Source organism: Streptomyces sp. AK08-02, from assembly GCF_033795085.1.
GTDB lineage: Bacteria > Actinomycetota > Actinomycetes > Streptomycetales > Streptomycetaceae > Streptomyces > Streptomyces echiniscabiei.
The window spans coordinates 86,712-102,014 of record NZ_JARAZV010000016.1; the positions used below are offsets into that span (position 1 = coordinate 86,712).

Annotated in this window: 15 protein-coding genes; 6 read left to right on the forward strand and 9 right to left on the reverse strand. The window is 71.2% G+C overall.

Annotation, left to right across the window (positions count from 1 at the left end):
* Nucleotides 1–520: 520 nt before the first annotated feature.
* Entirely contained in the window at nucleotides 521–1,345 is an 825-nt protein-coding gene (locus tag PV734_RS31390) for a purine-nucleoside phosphorylase (protein ID WP_006375920.1), read from the reverse strand.
* Nucleotides 1,346–1,457: 112 nt separating this feature from the next.
* On the reverse strand, nucleotides 1,458–1,895 hold the full coding sequence (locus PV734_RS31395; protein WP_319092349.1) for a gamma-glutamylcyclotransferase: 438 nt from the start codon (nucleotides 1,893–1,895) through the stop codon (nucleotides 1,458–1,460).
* Nucleotides 1,896–2,047: 152 nt separating this feature from the next.
* Here PV734_RS31395 and PV734_RS31400 point away from each other — a divergent pair, with 152 nt between their 5' ends.
* Complete coding sequence (locus PV734_RS31400; RefSeq protein ID WP_319092348.1) at nucleotides 2,048–3,496, forward strand: NAD(P)H-quinone dehydrogenase; 1,449 nt, start codon at nucleotides 2,048–2,050, stop codon at nucleotides 3,494–3,496.
* Nucleotides 3,497–3,676: 180 nt separating this feature from the next.
* A complete protein-coding gene (locus tag PV734_RS31405) occupies nucleotides 3,677–4,681 on the forward strand; it encodes a DeoR/GlpR family DNA-binding transcription regulator (RefSeq protein WP_319092347.1) in 1,005 nt (334 codons plus the stop codon).
* Nucleotides 4,682–4,687: 6 nt separating this feature from the next.
* Here the strand turns inward: PV734_RS31405 and PV734_RS31410 are convergent, their stop codons facing one another.
* Nucleotides 4,688–5,266 carry a helix-turn-helix domain-containing protein gene (locus PV734_RS31410; protein WP_319092346.1) on the reverse strand — a complete coding sequence of 193 codons (579 nt, stop codon included), beginning with the start codon at nucleotides 5,264–5,266 and terminating at the stop codon, nucleotides 4,688–4,690.
* A gap of 243 nt (nucleotides 5,267–5,509) precedes the next feature.
* Entirely contained in the window at nucleotides 5,510–7,282 is a 1,773-nt protein-coding gene (locus PV734_RS31415; protein ID WP_319092345.1) for an acetyl/propionyl/methylcrotonyl-CoA carboxylase subunit alpha, read from the reverse strand.
* Between the two features lie 365 nt (nucleotides 7,283–7,647).
* Here PV734_RS31415 and PV734_RS31420 point away from each other — a divergent pair, with 365 nt between their 5' ends.
* Entirely contained in the window at nucleotides 7,648–8,172 is a 525-nt protein-coding gene (locus PV734_RS31420) for a hypothetical protein (RefSeq protein ID WP_319293026.1), read from the forward strand.
* A gap of 24 nt (nucleotides 8,173–8,196) precedes the next feature.
* Here the strand turns inward: PV734_RS31420 and PV734_RS31425 are convergent, their stop codons facing one another.
* The 4 genes from PV734_RS31425 to PV734_RS31440 form a co-directional block, all read right to left on the reverse strand.
* Entirely contained in the window at nucleotides 8,197–8,820 is a 624-nt protein-coding gene (locus PV734_RS31425) for a nucleoside triphosphate pyrophosphatase (protein ID WP_319293028.1), read from the reverse strand.
* Between the two features lie 49 nt (nucleotides 8,821–8,869).
* Nucleotides 8,870–8,998, reverse strand: coding sequence for a morphogenic membrane protein MmpB (mmpB, locus tag PV734_RS31430; RefSeq protein ID WP_319092342.1), 129 nt, complete (start codon nucleotides 8,996–8,998; stop codon nucleotides 8,870–8,872).
* A gap of 110 nt (nucleotides 8,999–9,108) precedes the next feature.
* A complete protein-coding gene (locus PV734_RS31435; protein ID WP_319092341.1) occupies nucleotides 9,109–9,318 on the reverse strand; it encodes an acyl-CoA carboxylase epsilon subunit in 210 nt (69 codons plus the stop codon).
* 12 nt (nucleotides 9,319–9,330) lie between these two features.
* The gene (locus tag PV734_RS31440; protein WP_319293030.1) at nucleotides 9,331–10,935 is read right to left on the reverse strand and encodes an acyl-CoA carboxylase subunit beta; all 1,605 of its coding nucleotides are present in this window, start codon (nucleotides 10,933–10,935) and stop codon (nucleotides 9,331–9,333) included.
* Between the two features lie 120 nt (nucleotides 10,936–11,055).
* Between PV734_RS31440 and PV734_RS31445 the strand changes: the two genes are divergently transcribed.
* Together PV734_RS31445 and PV734_RS31450 are read left to right on the forward strand one after the other, a co-directional pair.
* Complete coding sequence (locus PV734_RS31445; protein ID WP_319293032.1) at nucleotides 11,056–11,958, forward strand: biotin--[acetyl-CoA-carboxylase] ligase; 903 nt, start codon at nucleotides 11,056–11,058, stop codon at nucleotides 11,956–11,958.
* Nucleotides 11,959–12,176: 218 nt separating this feature from the next.
* Entirely contained in the window at nucleotides 12,177–13,301 is a 1,125-nt protein-coding gene (locus PV734_RS31450; RefSeq protein WP_319092338.1) for an adenylate/guanylate cyclase domain-containing protein, read from the forward strand.
* A 28-nt stretch (nucleotides 13,302–13,329) separates the two neighbouring features.
* On the opposite strand, the gene PV734_RS31455 is transcribed toward PV734_RS31450, so the two are convergent.
* Entirely contained in the window at nucleotides 13,330–14,163 is an 834-nt protein-coding gene (locus PV734_RS31455; protein WP_319293034.1) for a hypothetical protein, read from the reverse strand.
* 236 nt (nucleotides 14,164–14,399) lie between these two features.
* Between PV734_RS31455 and PV734_RS31460 the strand changes: the two genes are divergently transcribed.
* The gene (locus tag PV734_RS31460) at nucleotides 14,400–15,206 is read left to right on the forward strand and encodes an enoyl-CoA hydratase/isomerase family protein (RefSeq protein WP_319092336.1); all 807 of its coding nucleotides are present in this window, start codon (nucleotides 14,400–14,402) and stop codon (nucleotides 15,204–15,206) included.
* Nucleotides 15,207–15,303 lie beyond the last annotated feature (97 nt).

Sequence of the window (15,303 nt, forward strand, 5' to 3'; positions counted from 1 at the left end):
GGGTGCGGCCCGTTGATTCTCGCCCCCGCCGCCCCTACCCGTCCCATCCCGTTCCTGGGGGCTGTGCCCCCAGACCCCCCATCGGCCCTGAAGGGGCCTTGTCCTCAAACGCCGGACGGGCTGGAGGTGGGGGTCGGGGTGGGAGGGGAGTCGGCCCTGGACGGGCCTTGTTCTCAAGCGCTGGGCGGGCTGGGGGTGTGGGTCGGGGTGGGAGGGGAGTCGGCCCTGGACGGGCCTTGTTCTCAAGCGCTGGGCGGGCTGGGGGTGTGGGTCGGGGTGGGAGGGGAGTCGGCCCTGAAGGGGCCTTGTTCTCAAGCGCTGGGCGGGCTGGGGGTGTGGGTCGGGGTGGGAGGGGAGTCGGCCCTGGACGGGCCTTGTCCTCAAGCGCCGGACGGGCTGGAGGTGCGGGTCGGCGCTGAAAGATCAAGCCCCGGTCGGCACCATCAGCCCGTCCGGCGATTGAGGACGAGCGCGTTCAGCGCGACAAGGGAGGTCGGCGGGGGCGCGGAGAGCCGACCTGCTACAGGCGGTCCAGGACCTGGGTCAGCAGGGCGCCCATGCGGGTCGCGCTGTCGCGGCCCGCCTGGAGGACCTCCTCGTGGTTCAGGGGTTCGCCCGTCATTCCCGCCGCGAGGTTCGTCACCAGCGAGATGCCCAGGATCTCGGCGCCTGCCTCGCGCGCCGCGATCGCCTCCAGCACCGTCGACATCCCGACCAGGTCCGCGCCGATGGTCCGTGCCATCCGGATCTCCGCCGGCGTCTCGTAGTGCGGGCCGGTGAACTGGGCGTACACGCCCTCCTCGAGGCTGGGGTCGATCTCCTTGCACAGGGCCCGCAGCCGCGGCGAGTACAGGTCCGTCAGGTCGACAAAGTTCGCGCCGACGATCGGGGACGTCGCCGTGAGGTTGATGTGGTCGCTGATCAGGACCGGCTGGCCGGGGCGCATGTCGGCGCGCAGGCCGCCGCAGCCGTTGGTCAGGACGATGGTCTTGCAGCCGGCGGCCACGGCGGTACGGACACCGTGCGCCACGGAGGCGACGCCACGGCCCTCGTAGTAGTGCGTGCGGCCCAGGAAGACCAGCGCGCGCTTGTCGCCGATCCGGTACGAGCGGATCTTGCCGCCGTGGCCCTCGACGGCCGGCGGCGGGAATCCGGGCAGCTCGGTGACCTGGAGCTCGGCCTCGGGGGTGCCCAGGGCGTCCACTGCCGGTGCCCAGCCCGAGCCCATCACGAGGGCGACGTCATGGGTCTCGGCGCCGGTGAGCTCCCGCAGGCGCGCGGCGGCGGTGTCGGCGGCGGAGTAGGGGTCGCCCTGGATGTCGTCCGGAAGAAGAGATGCGTTCACGGGCATGAGGGTATCCGCTTCGAGCCTACGCGCGTAGATGACGGAGGTTACGGGATGCCGATCGTTGTCTTGTCGTTTCCAACCAAAGGGTGGGCAGCCGGCCCGCGGTTGCTCAACAGGGACGTTTTCTCAGTTCCATCACGTAGTCGTGCGGCGCCCCCGCCGACTCCGCCGCGTCGGCGATCTCGCCCAGGTACCGTGCCGACGGCAGACCGCCCTCGTATCCGTTGAGGACGTACGCCCACGCGGGTTCCTCGCCCTCCAGCGTGTCGACGCGCAGCCGCATCCGGCGGTAGATGTCGAGACCCACGCCCTCCCAGCGGTCCAGCGAGTCCTCGTCGAGCGGGGCGATCTCGTACAGGGCGACGAAGACCTGGGAACGCGGTGCCTCGACGATGGTCGGGAGCGCGCCCTCCCAGCCCATGTGCTCGCCGGCGAACGTCAGCCGCCACCCGGTCAGCCAGCCGGTGGCGCGCAGCGGCGAGTGCGGGGCGCGGCGCGTCATGAGCCGCGCGTCGAGATTGCCGGCGTAGGCGGCGTAGAGCGACATGGATCGAGAGTACGGCAGCGGACACGGCCGTCACTCCGGCAGCACACGCCCCTTTCGTACCCGCACAGACGTCCGCCCCGGGCCCGCCCCGAGCCCGCCCCGGACCCGTGCGGCGGCCCCCGGGGCGTCGGCACCCCGGCGCGTACGGGACAATGGGGTATGTGACTCGGATCGTGATCATTGGTGGCGGACCCGGCGGCTACGAAGCGGCGCTGGTGGCAGCGCAGCTCGGCGCGGAGGTGACCGTCGTCGACTGCGACGGTCTGGGCGGGGCGTCGGTGCTCACCGACTGCGTACCGTCGAAGACCCTGATCGCCACGGCCGAGGTGATGACGACCTTCGACTCCTCGTACGAGGAGTTGGGGATCATCGTCGCCGATGACACCCCACCCGACAAGCAGGCCGCCCGCGTCGTCGGTGTCGACCTCGGCAAGGTCAACCGACGGGTGAAGCGCCTCGCCCTCGCCCAGTCGCACGACATCACCGCCTCCGTCACCCGGGCCGGCGCGCGCGTCCTGCGCGGGCGCGGGCGGCTCGACGGCATGCAGGGCATGGACGGCTCCCGCAAGGTCGTCGTCCGGGCCGTGGACGGCAGCGAGGAGACGCTCGTCGCCGACGCCGTGCTGATCGCCACCGGCGGACACCCGCGTGAGCTGCCCGACGCGCAGCCCGACGGCGAGCGCATCCTCAACTGGACCCAGGTCTACGACCTCACCGAGCTGCCCGAGGAACTCATCGTCGTCGGGTCGGGTGTCACCGGTGCCGAGTTCGCGGGTGCCTACCAGGCCCTCGGCTCCAAGGTCACCCTCGTCTCCTCCCGTGATCGCGTGCTGCCGGGTGAGGACCCGGACGCCGCCGCGGTCCTCGAAGAGGTCTTCCGGCGCCGCGGTATGAACGTCATGGCCCGCTCCCGCGCCGAGTCCGCCAAGCGCGTCGGCGACCGGGTCGAGGTCACCCTCGCCGACGGGCGGGTCATCAGCGGCTCGCACTGCCTCATGGCCGTCGGCGCGATTCCCAACAGTGCCGGAATGGGGCTGGAGGAGGCCGGGGTCAAGCTGCGCGACTCCGGGCACATCTGGACCGACAAGGTGTCGAGGACGACCGCCCCCGGTGTGTACGCCGCCGGTGACGTGACCGGTGTCTTCGCCCTCGCGTCGGTCGCCGCCATGCAGGGCCGTATCGCCATGTACCACTTCCTCGGCGACGCGGTGGCCCCGCTGAACCTGAAGACCGTCTCGTCGAACGTGTTCACCGACCCCGAGATCGCCACCGTCGGCTACACCCAGGCCGATGTCGACGGCGGCAAGATCGACGCCGTCGTCGTCAAACTGCCGTTGCTGCGCAATCCGCGCGCCAAGATGCAGGGCATCCGCGACGGCTTCGTCAAGCTCATGTGTCGGCCGGGCACCGGGATTGTCGTGGGCGGCTGCGTCGTGTCGCCGCGCGCCTCCGAACTCATCCACCCGATCTCGATCGCCGTCGACAACAATCTGACGGTCGAGCAGATCGCGAACGCGTTCACGGTCTATCCCTCTCTTTCGGGATCGATCGCCGAGGTCGCCCGGCAGCTTCACACGCGCAAGGCGTCGGGCGAGGCCTGACAGCCGGGAGTCGACAAGGGTGGCAACTTCCCGCTGGTCACGGGGATTTGCCGCCCTTTCCCATGGCATAAGCAGGGAAGATAGGCGCGTATACCACTTCCCGTACCCGCTTGCGAACAACTTCTGTTATTCGGCGCATACTGCTGAAAGCAGACGGTCGTTGGGGTTACTGTCAGTTTCGTGTTCGCTGCAGAACGTCGTCAATTGATCCTCGAAATGGTGCGTGCCAATGGAGCCGTGTCGCTCCGTGAGCTCGCCCGCGTCGTCCAGACCTCCGAAGTGACCGTACGGCGGGACGTGCGCGCACTGGAGGCAGAAGGACTCCTCGACCGCCGGCATGGCGGTGCGGTATTGCCGGGCGGGTTCACGCGGGAGTCCGGCTTTCCGCAGAAATCTCATCTCGCGACCGCCGAGAAGACGGCCATCGCCGACCTCGCCGCGAGCTTCGTCGAAGAGGGCGAGGCCATCGTGGTCGGGGCGGGGACCACCACGCAGGAGCTGGCACGCCGGCTCGCGCGGGTCCCCGGGCTGACCGTCGTCACCAACTCCCTGTTGGTGGCCCAGGCGTTGGCCCACGCGAACAGAGTGGAGGTCGTGATGACCGGCGGCACTCTGCGCGGTTCCAACTACGCCCTGGTCGGCAGTGGTGCCGAGCAGTCCCTGCACGGGCTGCGGGTGTCCAAGGCCTTCCTCTCCGGAAGCGGGCTCACCGCCGAACGCGGGCTGTCCACCTCCAACATGCTGTCGGCGTCCGTCGACCGCGCGCTGGTGCAGGCCGCCGCCGAGGTCGTCGTGCTCGCCGATCACACCAAGCTCGGCTCGGACACCATGTTCCAGACCGTGCCGACGGACCTGATCACCCGCCTCGTCACCGACGAACCGCCCCTCCACGACGACCGTGCTGGGACGGAACTCCAGGCCCTGGCCGACCAGGGCGTGCAGATCGCCGTGGCCGGATCGGCGGGCTCGGGAAACGGTTCCCAGGGGACCGGGCCGCAGGGCGGTGAGCAGGTACCGGCCCGCCAACAGCGCCGGGACGTGCCGCTTCCCAACCCGCGCCGGGGGCAGTTGCCCGGCGGCTCGGCGGGTCATCCGCTGCGCGGCACGATGCTGGGCGAGCAGTCCGGCGGACCCGGTGAGCGCGAGCGGGAACGAACCCGGGTGGCGGACCTCCGCCGCCGCTGACCCCGGTTACCGAGGCGGTGCCGCCTTCACGCCCCGCAGTGTCAGGGTCAGGAGGCGGTCGGCCAGGTCCGGGTCGTCCGGGGTCGCCTCGGCCGCCAGCGCGATGGCGTTGGTGAGCTGGAGCAGGTCGCCGATGGAGACGTCGGCACGGAGGGTGCCGGCCTGCTGGGCGCGGGTGAGCAGGGCCGCGCCCGCCGACCGCATCGGGTTGCTGCACCTGGCCAGGTCCGAGTCGGCGTCGTACGACACCGTCATGAGGGCCCGTGCCAGGCCGCGGTACTCACCGGCGTGCGTGACGATCTCGCGCAGCCAGGTGACCAGCGCGACGCACGGCTCCGGGTCGGTCAGCAGTTCGCGGGAGCGGGCCAGCAGGTCGCTCACCGAGTCCTCGAAGACGGCGCTCATCAGGGCGTGCCGGTTGGGGAAGTGACGGTACAGCGTGCCGATGCCCACGCCGGCACGCCGGGCGACGTCCTCCAGTGAGGCGTCCGTCCCGTGCTCGGCGAAGGTGGAGCGGGCCTCCGCGAGGAGCCGTTCGTAGTTGCGGCGGGCGTCCGCGCGTAGGCCTGCCGGCGGCTGGGCCATGGGATGCCTGCCCTTCCCTGTATGGGTTCCGTGGGTGCAGCATGCCATCGGTCGGCCGCCGTGGGGGTACGTGGGTCGTCGCCGGGTGCGGGCGGGGTGTGGCTGGTCGCGCAGTTCCCCGCGCCCCTGACGTTCGGGCGCTGCGCGCACCGAACGTCAGGCACGGATGCGCCCGCGTCAGGAACAGAAGGGCCCGGTGGGCTGATTGCTCAGTCCGCCGGGCGCCTCACAGGGTTGTACGGGTCAGTCCTTGATCTCGCAGATGGGGGCGCCGGAGGTGAGGGAGGCGCCGACCTCGGCGGCGAGGCCCTTGACGGTGCCTGCCTTGTGGGCGTTGAGGGGCTGTTCCATCTTCATCGCTTCGAGGACGACGATCAGGTCGCCTTCCTTGACCTCCTGGCCCTCCTCGACAGCCACCTTGACGATGGTGCCCTGCATCGGGGAGGCGAGGGTGTCGCCGGAGGCGGCCGGGCCGGACTTCTTGGCGGCGCGGCGCTTGGGCTTGGCGCCGGCGGCGAGGCCGGTGCGGGCCAGGGACATGCCCAGCGAGATGGGGAGGGAGACCTCCAGGCGCTTGCCGCCGACCTCGACGACCACGGTCTCGCGGCCCGCCTCCTCGTCCGCCTCGATGTCGGCGGGCGCGGCGAAGGCGGGGATGTCGTTGGCGAACTCGGTCTCGATCCAGCGGGTGTGGACCGTGAACGGGTCGGTGGAGCCGGTGAGTTCGGGAGCGAAGGCGGGGTCGGTGACCACCTTGCGGTGGAAGGGGATGGCGGTGGCCATGCCCTCGACCTGGAACTCGGCCAGGGCGCGGGCGGCGCGCTGGAGGGCCTGTTCGCGGGTGGCGCCGGTGACGATCAGCTTGGCCAGCAGGGAGTCCCAGGCGGGGCCGATGACGCTGCCGGACTCGACGCCGGCGTCCAGGCGCACCCCGGGGCCCGAGGGCGGGGCGAAGGTGGTGACGGTGCCGGGGGCGGGCAGGAAGCCGCGGCCGGGGTCCTCGCCGTTGATGCGGAACTCGAAGGAATGGCCGCGCAGCTCGGGGTCGCCGTAGCCGAGCTCCTCGCCGTCGGCGATACGGAACATCTCGCGCACGAGGTCGATGCCGGCGACCTCCTCGGTGACCGGGTGCTCGACCTGGAGGCGGGTGTTGACCTCCAGGAAGGAGATCGTGCCGTCGGTGCCGACGAGGAACTCCACGGTCCCGGCGCCGACGTAGCCGGCCTCCTTGAGGATCGCCTTGGAGGAGGAGTACAGCTCGGCGACCTGTGCCTCGGAGAGGAACGGCGCGGGGGCCTCCTCGACGAGTTTCTGGTGGCGGCGCTGGAGGGAGCAGTCACGGGTGGAGACGACGACCACGTTGCCGTGGGAGTCGGCCAGGCACTGGGTCTCCACGTGGCGGGGCTTGTCGAGGTAGCGCTCGACGAAGCACTCACCGCGTCCGAACGCGGCCACGGCCTCGCGGACGGCGGAGTCGTAGAGCTCGGGTACCTCTTCGAGGGTGCGGGCGACCTTCAGACCGCGTCCGCCGCCGCCGAAGGCGGCCTTGATCGCGATGGGCAGGCCGTGCTCGGTGGCGAAGGCGACGACCTCGTCCGACCCGGAGACGGGGTCGGGGGTGCCGGCGACCAGCGGGGCACCGGCACGCTGGGCGATGTGGCGGGCGGCGACCTTGTCGCCGAGGTCGCGGATGGCCTGCGGGGGCGGGCCGATCCAGGTCAGTCCGGCGTCGATGACGGCCTGGGCGAAGTCGGCGTTCTCGGAGAGGAAGCCGTATCCGGGGTGGATGGCGTCCGCTCCGGAGTCCTTGGCGGCCTGCAGCACCTTGGCGATGTCGAGATAGCTGGTCGCCGGGGTGTCACCGCCCAAAGCGAACGCCTCGTCGGCGGCACGCACATGAAGCGCGTCCCGGTCCGGGTCGGCGTACACGGCCACGCTCGCGATACCGGCATCCTGGCAGGCCCGGGCAACGCGGACAGCGATTTCGCCACGGTTGGCGATGAGCACCTTGCGCACGATTGAGGCTCCCTCCTTGAAACAAGCCGAGTTTAGGGACTGCCGACACGGCGCATCGACCCGTCCCCACTGGTGAGCTTGCCCACACGGAGCGTGATGCGAGGCTCGCCCTACCCGTGAAATCCCTTGTCGCACCTATGTACGCGGGACTCCATCGGGAAACCCTAGCCCCCTGATGTGGTCAAGGTCTCTGTGAGAGCGTGCTGCGGCCCACTCGGTTTCTTTGTGGAGTCCCTACGAACGGCCCAATGGTTTTCTGCCCGCCGAGGAACCTTCGCCGAACCCTTGTCCGGGCGTTTACCCGTTAGTAGCGTTCAGGATGTACCGAACGTACTAGTGGTGCAGTCGAAAGTGGGTGGGGGCCGGTGGTCCGCAGACCGGTGGCTTGGATCGTCGCGATCGTCCTCTTCGTGGAGGCCTTCGGCATCGCCGCGCTGAACTGGTTCCTGGGGATCGTCGTCGGCAACCAGCAGATGTCCCTCGCCGGCCTCGACCCGGACATGATGTCCATGTCCTCGAAGATCGGCGGGCTGGTCTTCGGTGCCTACTTCGCGCTGTGCGGGGTGGTGGCCCTGCTCGTCGCCCTGCGCGACCGCTCCCCGGCCGGCCTCGGGCGTGTCCTGCTGATCAGCGTCGCCGTGGTGCACGCGCTGCTCGGGGCGTTCGCCTGGGGGCTGGTGGGCGTGCCGGCGTTCCTGACGATGGTCGTGGTGCTGGCGCTGGTGGTGCTCCTGCTGATGACCTACGACAGGCAGAACGACGCCGCGGCCATGGCACCCGAAGACGGCACGGACGGTTCGGACGGCACGGGTGGCACCGGTGGCGGCTCCCCGGCCGTGGGCAACGGCGGCTCCCCGCTGACGCCCCCGCCGACCCCCAGCACCCCCTGACCGCGGCGACTCCTCTGCCGTCTCCTACTTCTCCCTGGGCGTCCACAACTCCGTGATGCCGACGCCCAGTTCGGCGAGCAGCTTGCGGAGCAGCGGCAGGCTGATGCCGATGACGTTGCCGTGGCCGCCGTCGATGCCGTCGATGAACGGTGCCGAGCGGCCGTCGAGCGTGAACGCACCGGCGACGTGGAGGGGCTCGCCCGAGGCGACGTACGCGGCGATCTCCTCGTCCGTCGGCTCGCCGAAGCGGACCACGGTGGACGCGGTCGCCGACACCTGGCGACCCACCGCCGTGTCGTGGACGCAGTGTCCTGTCTCCAGGGTGCCCTGACGGCCGCGCATCGCCTTCCAGCGGGCGGTCGCCTCCTCGGCGTCGGCGGGCTTGCCGTACGCCACGCCGTCCAGGTCGAGGACGGAGTCGCAGCCGATCACCAGGGCGCCGCGCGCCTCGGGCCGCGCGGCCACCACGGCGGCCTTGGCCTCGGCCAGCGCGAGGGCCAGTTCGGCCGGGGACGGCGCGGTCACCGCGTCCTCGTCGAACCCGCTGACGATCACCTCGGGGTCGAGCCCGGCCTGCCGGAGCAGGTTGAGCCGGGCGGGGGACTGGGAGGCGAGCACGAGACGGCGGCGCGACTGATCATCGGTCATGACGGCCAGGGTATCGGCGGGCCACGGTCCCCGGACAGGTCCTGCCGTCCTACCGCACACCGAGGACGATCATCGCGAGAACCATGGCCAGCGCCAGGAGAAGGCCGAGCCGCCGAAGCATCCGCTGCGCGTCGCGCAGTTCCTTCGGCGGCTCGTTCTCGGGATCGGACCACAGCATTCCACCAGCGTGGGGCCTGGCGGGGTCGGGCGCCTGAGTAGGGGTACTCAAATCGGCGCCCCATGTTGTTCTGCTGCGCGCGGTTCCTCGCGCCCCTGGGCAGGCCTCCGTCACGCGGGCCAGTAGGTGCGGCTCCATGAGGTCGGGCTCGGCTGGGGGATCCGGTGGGACGCGATCCTTGCCGGGTCCGCCCACGCGTCCGTGGTGCCGGGTGCGCCGGGCGGCACGGAGGGCGCCGCCGCGGCGCGGGCTCGGACCACCGCCAGGGCGGCGGCGAGCTCCTCGGGGGTCGGGTTGCCCCGTACGACCTTGATCGTCATGACGCCGGCTCCTTACAGCGGGATGTTGCCGTGCTTCTTCGGGGGCAGGGACTCGCGCTTCGTACGGAGCTGACGCAGCCCTCGTACGACCTGGCGGCGGGTGTCGGACGGCAGGATCACCGCGTCGACGTAGCCGCGCTCGGCCGCGATGTAGGGGTTGAGGAGGGTGTCCTCGTACTCCCGGATCAGCCGGGCGCGGACCACCTCCAGATCCTCCCCGTTCGCCTCGGCCTCGGCGATCGTGCGGCGGTGCAGGATGTTGACGGCGCCCTGGGCGCCCATCACGGCGATCTGGGCGGTCGGCCAGGCGAGGTTGAGGTCGGCACCCAGGTGCTTGGAGCCCATGACGTCGTAGGCGCCGCCGAAGGCCTTGCGGGTGATGACCGTGATGAGCGGGACGGTCGCCTCCGCGTAGGCGTAGATCAGCTTGGCGCCCCGGCGGATGATGCCGTCGTGCTCCTGGTCGACACCGGGGAGGAAGCCGGGGACGTCCACGAAGGTGAGGACGGGCACGTTGAAGGCGTCGCAGGTACGCACGAAGCGCGCCGCCTTCTCCGACGCGGCGATGTCGAGACAACCCGCGAACTGCATCGGCTGGTTGGCGACGACCCCGACCGGACGGCCCTCCACCCGGCCGAACCCGGTGAGGATGTTGGGCGCGAAGAGGGACTGCGTCTCGAAGAACTCCGCGTCGTCCAGGACGTGTTCGATCACCGTGTGCATGTCGTACGGCTGGTTCGCGCTGTCCGGGATCAGGACGTCAAGCTCGCGGTCCTCGTCCGTGACGGCGAGGTCCGCCTCCTCCGGGAACAGCGGGGGCTCACTGAGGTTGTTGGACGGCAGGTACGACAGCAGCTGCTTGACGTACTCGATGGCGTCCTTCTCGTCGCCGGCCATGTGATGGGCCACGCCGGAGGCGGAGTTGTGGGTCCTGGCTCCGCCCAGCTCCTCCATGCCGACGTCCTCGCCGGTGACCGTCTTGATGACGTCCGGGCCGGTGATGAACATGTGCGAGGTCTGGTCGACCATGACCGTGAAGTCGGTGATGGCCGGGGAGTACACCGCGCCGCCGGCGCACGGCCCCACGACGAGCGAGATCTGTGGGATCACCCCGGACGCGTGGGTGTTGCGGCGGAAGATCTCGCCGTACGCGCCCAGCGACGCCACGCCCTCCTGGATACGGGCGCCGCCCGAGTCGTTGATGCCGATGACCGGACAGCCGGTCTTCAGCGCGAAGTCCATGACCTTGACGATCTTCTGGCCGTAGACCTCGCCCAGCGCACCGCCGAAGACGGTGAAGTCCTGGGAGAACACGGCGATCGGACGTCCGTCGACGGTGCCGTAACCGGTCACCACGCCGTCTCCGTACGGGCGGTTGTTCTCCAGCCCGAAGTTGGTCGAGCGGTGCGTGGCGAACTCGTCCAGCTCGACGAACGAGTCCTCGTCCAGGAGCAGTTCGATCCGCTCACGGGCCGTCAGTTTCCCCTTGGCGTGCTGCTTCTCGACAGCCCGTTCCGATCCGGCGTGCGTCGCCGCCTCGACGCGGCGCTGCAGGTCCGCGAGCTTGCCAGCGGTGGTGTGGATGTCGGTCTGCTGCGGCTGTACCGGCTCGGCCATCGGGATGCGGCTCCCTGCAAAGTGTGACGTGCTCAGAAGGGGGATGGGCTACTCATCCGTAGCGTAGTGGCGTGCCTACCCATCGGCAGTGCGGCGTTTACCACATCTAGTGTGGCTTGCATGACGCCGCGAGATGACGCAGAGAACACCGAGGGTGCAGACGGTTCGGAGGGGTCGGCGCGAAACGACGGGCGCTGGTCCGATCTCGAACGGCCGCCCCTGAACGCCGGCGCGCTGCGCCGGGCGCTGGTCCGGGAGGGCGGGCTCTGGTCGGGGGTGGAGGTCGTCCGCAGTACGGGATCCACGAACGCCGACCTCGCCGCCCTCGCGAACGCGGGCAAGGCGGAGGAGGGGCTCGTCCTGCTCGCCGAGGAGCAGACCGCCGGACGGGGTCGGCTGGACCGGCAGTGGACGGCACCGGCTCGTTCCGGGCTGTTCTTCTCCGTACTGCTGAAGCCGACGGAGGTGCCGGTGACCCGCTGGGGCTGGCTGCCGCTGCTCACCGGGGTCGCGGTGGCGACGGGCCTGTCACGCGCCGCGGGCGTCGACACGTCCCTCAAGTGGCCCAACGACCTGCTGGTGAGTGTGGGGGGCGCGGAGCGCAAGGCGGGCGGGATCCTCGCGGAGCGGGCCGGTACGGACGCGGCGGTGATCGGCATCGGCATCAACGTCACCCTGCGCGAGGACGAGCTCCCGGTGCCGACGGCGGGGTCGCTGGCGCTGGCCGGGGCGGTGGGCACGGACCGGGATCCGCTGCTGCGGGCGGTGCTGCGGTCGCTGGAGCAGTGGTACGTGCGGTGGCGGTCGGCGGAGGGGGATCCCGTGTTGTCGGGACTGCAGGAGACGTATGCGGCGGGGTGCGCGACGTTGGGGCGGACGGTGCGGGCGGAGTTGCCGGGGGAGAGGTCTGTGGTGGGGGAGGCGGTTGCTGTGGACGGGGATGGGCGGCTTGTGCTTGCCACGGGAGAGGGGGTGCAGGAGCCGGTGGGGGCGGGGGATGTCGTGCACCTGCGGCCGGCCTAGAAGAATTTCCCACCCGCCCACCCGTTTCCCGTCCGTTTACGGGCGACGTCGAAGTTCTCGGTGCCGGGCGGCGTTTCCTGCGGGGGTCTGGGGGCGGCAGCCCCCAGTGACGGTCACACCGATACCGGGTGCGTCGTCCCTGCTGAACCCAGCGGAGCGAGGCCGTATCGTTGAGGGCGGTCGATATCTGACCGTGACAGATCGGAAGGGCAGCAGGCGTGACCGTCGACGACACGGGCTCCGACGCGGCGGGCAGCCGGGTGGATGGGCATATCGCCGACCCCGGTGAGGACCCGCTCGCCCTGCGTCTCGAACAGCTCATCCTCGGTGCCGAGCGGCGCTACACCCCCTTTCAGGCCGCCCGCAGCGCCGGTGTCTCCATGGAACTCGCGTCCCGCTTCTGGCGGGCGATGGGCTTCGCCGACATCGGGCAGGCCAAGGCGCTGACGGAGGCGGACGTACTCGCGCTGCGCCGACTCGCCGGTCTCGTCGAGGCGGGGCTGCTGAGCGAGGCGATGGCCGTGCAGGTGGCGCGCTCCACGGGGCAGACCACCGCCCGTTTGGCCGAGTGGCAGATCGACTCCTTCCTGGAGGGGCTGACCGAGCCGCCCGAGCCCGGAATGACGCGCACCGAGGTGACGTACCCGCTGATCGAACTGCTCCTGCCCGAGCTGGAGGAGTTCATCGTGTACGTCTGGCGGCGCCAGCTCGCCGCCGCGACCGGGCGGGTCGTGCAGGCCGCAGACGACGAGGAGATGGTCGACCGGCGGCTCGCCGTCTGCTTCGCCGACCTTGTCGGGTTCACGCGGCTGACCCGGCGTATGGAGGAGGAGGAGCTCGGCGAACTCGTCGAGGCCTTCGAGACCACGGCCGCGGACCTGGTCGCGGCGAACGGCGGGCGGCTCGTCAAGACGCTCGGCGACGAGGTGCTGTACGCGGCGGACGAGCCGGGTGTGGCCGCGGAGATCGCGCTGCGGCTGATCGAGACGATGGCGCACGACGAGACGATGCCCGAGCTGCGAGTCGGGATGGCGTTCGGCACGGTGACCACCCGTATGGGTGATGTTTTCGGGTCGACGGTGAACCTGGCCTCGCGGTTGACGTCGATAGCGCCACGGGACGCGGTACTCGTCGACGCGGCGTTCGCGGAGGAGCTGATCCGTACCGGGGACGCGCCCGCCTCCGAGGCGGAGGCGGCGGAGGCCGCCGCCACCGCGGAGAAGGAGGGCGAGGAGCCGCCGGTGTACCGCTTCGCGCTCCAGCCCATGTGGCAGCGGCCCGTGCGCGGCCTCGGCGTGGTCGAGCCCTGGCTGCTGACCCGACGTGCGGGGCCGGTCACGTAGAACCGCCGGTCGGTCGGGCCCGGGCTGATCAGTGGTGGTGGTTCAGAGCGTCCACGCACACGCCGATGAGCGGTACGCACACTCCGCCGGGCGTCGCGGGCTTCGGCGCCGGGGCCGGCGCGGGGGGCTCGGGCGTCGGTGCGGTGGTCGGAGGTGTCTGCTGCGCGGGCTGTGGCGCCGCCGGGGCGGGTGTCGAGGTCCCCGGGCGTAGCTCGCCCGGGGTGGCGGCGGGCGAGGGCGTGCTGGGCCGCTGCGGGATCGTGGTGGCGTCCGCGGCGGGGACCAGGGGCGTGGGGAGCGCGCCCGGGGGGAAGGGCCGCAGCGGGCCCGTGGTGGTCGGGAGAGCGGTCGGGAGCGCTGTCGGAGGTGCGGTCGGGACCGGGGTCGCGCCGCCCATGGGAGTACTCGCCGACGGGTTCGGCGTGGGAACGCTGCCGACCGTGGCCGCCGTGTTGCCGGTGCGGTCGGTCGAGGGGTCCGTGTCCGTATCCGCGTTCGTGTGCGCGCTCGTGTCCGGGTCCAGGTCCGACTGGGCCTGTGCCCTGCCGACGCCGCCCACTCCGCCGTCGGGCGCCAGCCGTACGAGGCTCAGGACCCCGGCGGCCAGCGCGAAGCCGCCCGCCGCGAGCAGGACCTTGCGGGGGCGGGGCTTGCGGTGCCTGCCTCGCGGGCGGTTGACGAGAGGGGCGGGCGCGGCCTCGGGGGGCCGGGGCGCGGCCGGGGGCGGGGGAGGGGTCCAGGCCCGGGGAGGCGTCGTGAACTGCGGCGGGGCCCACGGCTGGGCCTGGGGCGGGACCCGGCGGGGGGCCTGTGCGTGCCTTGGTGTGCCCGTGTCGACAGGCCTTGTCGTGGTGTCCGTCATCGCGATCCCTACCCGTTGCGCTCGCGCCCCGGGTGCGCCGCGGCGGAGCGCACGTTATGCGCTCCCCGGAGGAAGATTTCGGGAGATCGGTGCCATGTCACCCGAACGAGGAGAGGTGGCCTCCCGTGCCCCCTCGCCGCTCCTCCTGCTCACTTCCTCCCGTTCTTCCCCTGGGTGCCGGCCGGCTGCGATGATCGGGGCGGTCGTAGTTAACCCGCGTTAACCAGGAGGGTGTCATGGGTGAGGAACGGTCCGAGGAGCGGTTCGGGGAGTTCGTCTTGGTCCGGCGGCACGGATACGTCGCCGAGCTGGTCCTCGATCGGCCGAAGGCCATGAACGCGGTCTCCTCCGCCATGGCCCGGTCCGTCGCCGGTGCGTGTGCCGCGCTGGCCGCCGACCGTGACGTACGCGCGGTGGTGCTGACCTCCACCCATGACCGGGCGTTCTGTGTCGGGGCCGACCTCAAGGAGCGCAACTCGATGTCCGACGCCGAACTGGTGCGGCAGCGGCCGGTGGCGCGGGGGGCGTACACCGGGGTGCTGGAGCTGCCGATGCCCACGATCGCCGCTGTGCACGGGTTCGCGCTGGGGGGCGGGTTCGAGCTGGCGTTGTCCTGCGATCTGATCGTGGCGGACGGTACGGCGCTGGTGGGGTTGCCGGAGGTGTCCGTGGGGGTGATTCCGGGGGGCGGCGGTACGCAGTTGCTGCCCCGGCGGGTGGGCGCGGCACGGGCCGCCGAGCTGATCTTCACCGCGCGGCGGGTGGAGGCGGACGAGGCGCGTGCCCTGGGGCTCGTGGACGTCCTGGTCGAGACGGGGCGCGACCGGGAGGAGGCGCTGGCACTGGCGTCCCGGATCGCGGCGAACTCCCCGGTGGGCGTACGGGCGGCCAAGCGGGCGTTGCGGGTGGGCTTCGGGCTGGACCTGAAGGCGGGGTTGGAGGTGGAGGACGCGGCGTGGCGTGCCGTGGCCTTCTCGGGCGACCGGGCGGAGGGGGTCGCGGCGTTCGCCGAGAAGAGGGCGCCGGTCTGGCCGGGGGAGTAGGGGCCCGGACTTCTCGGCCGTGCGAGGCCGCTCCCGTCGTAGGGGGATGTCTCTTTCGCCCGCTCGATGTCTCAAATCAACACAAACCTTCCTAATC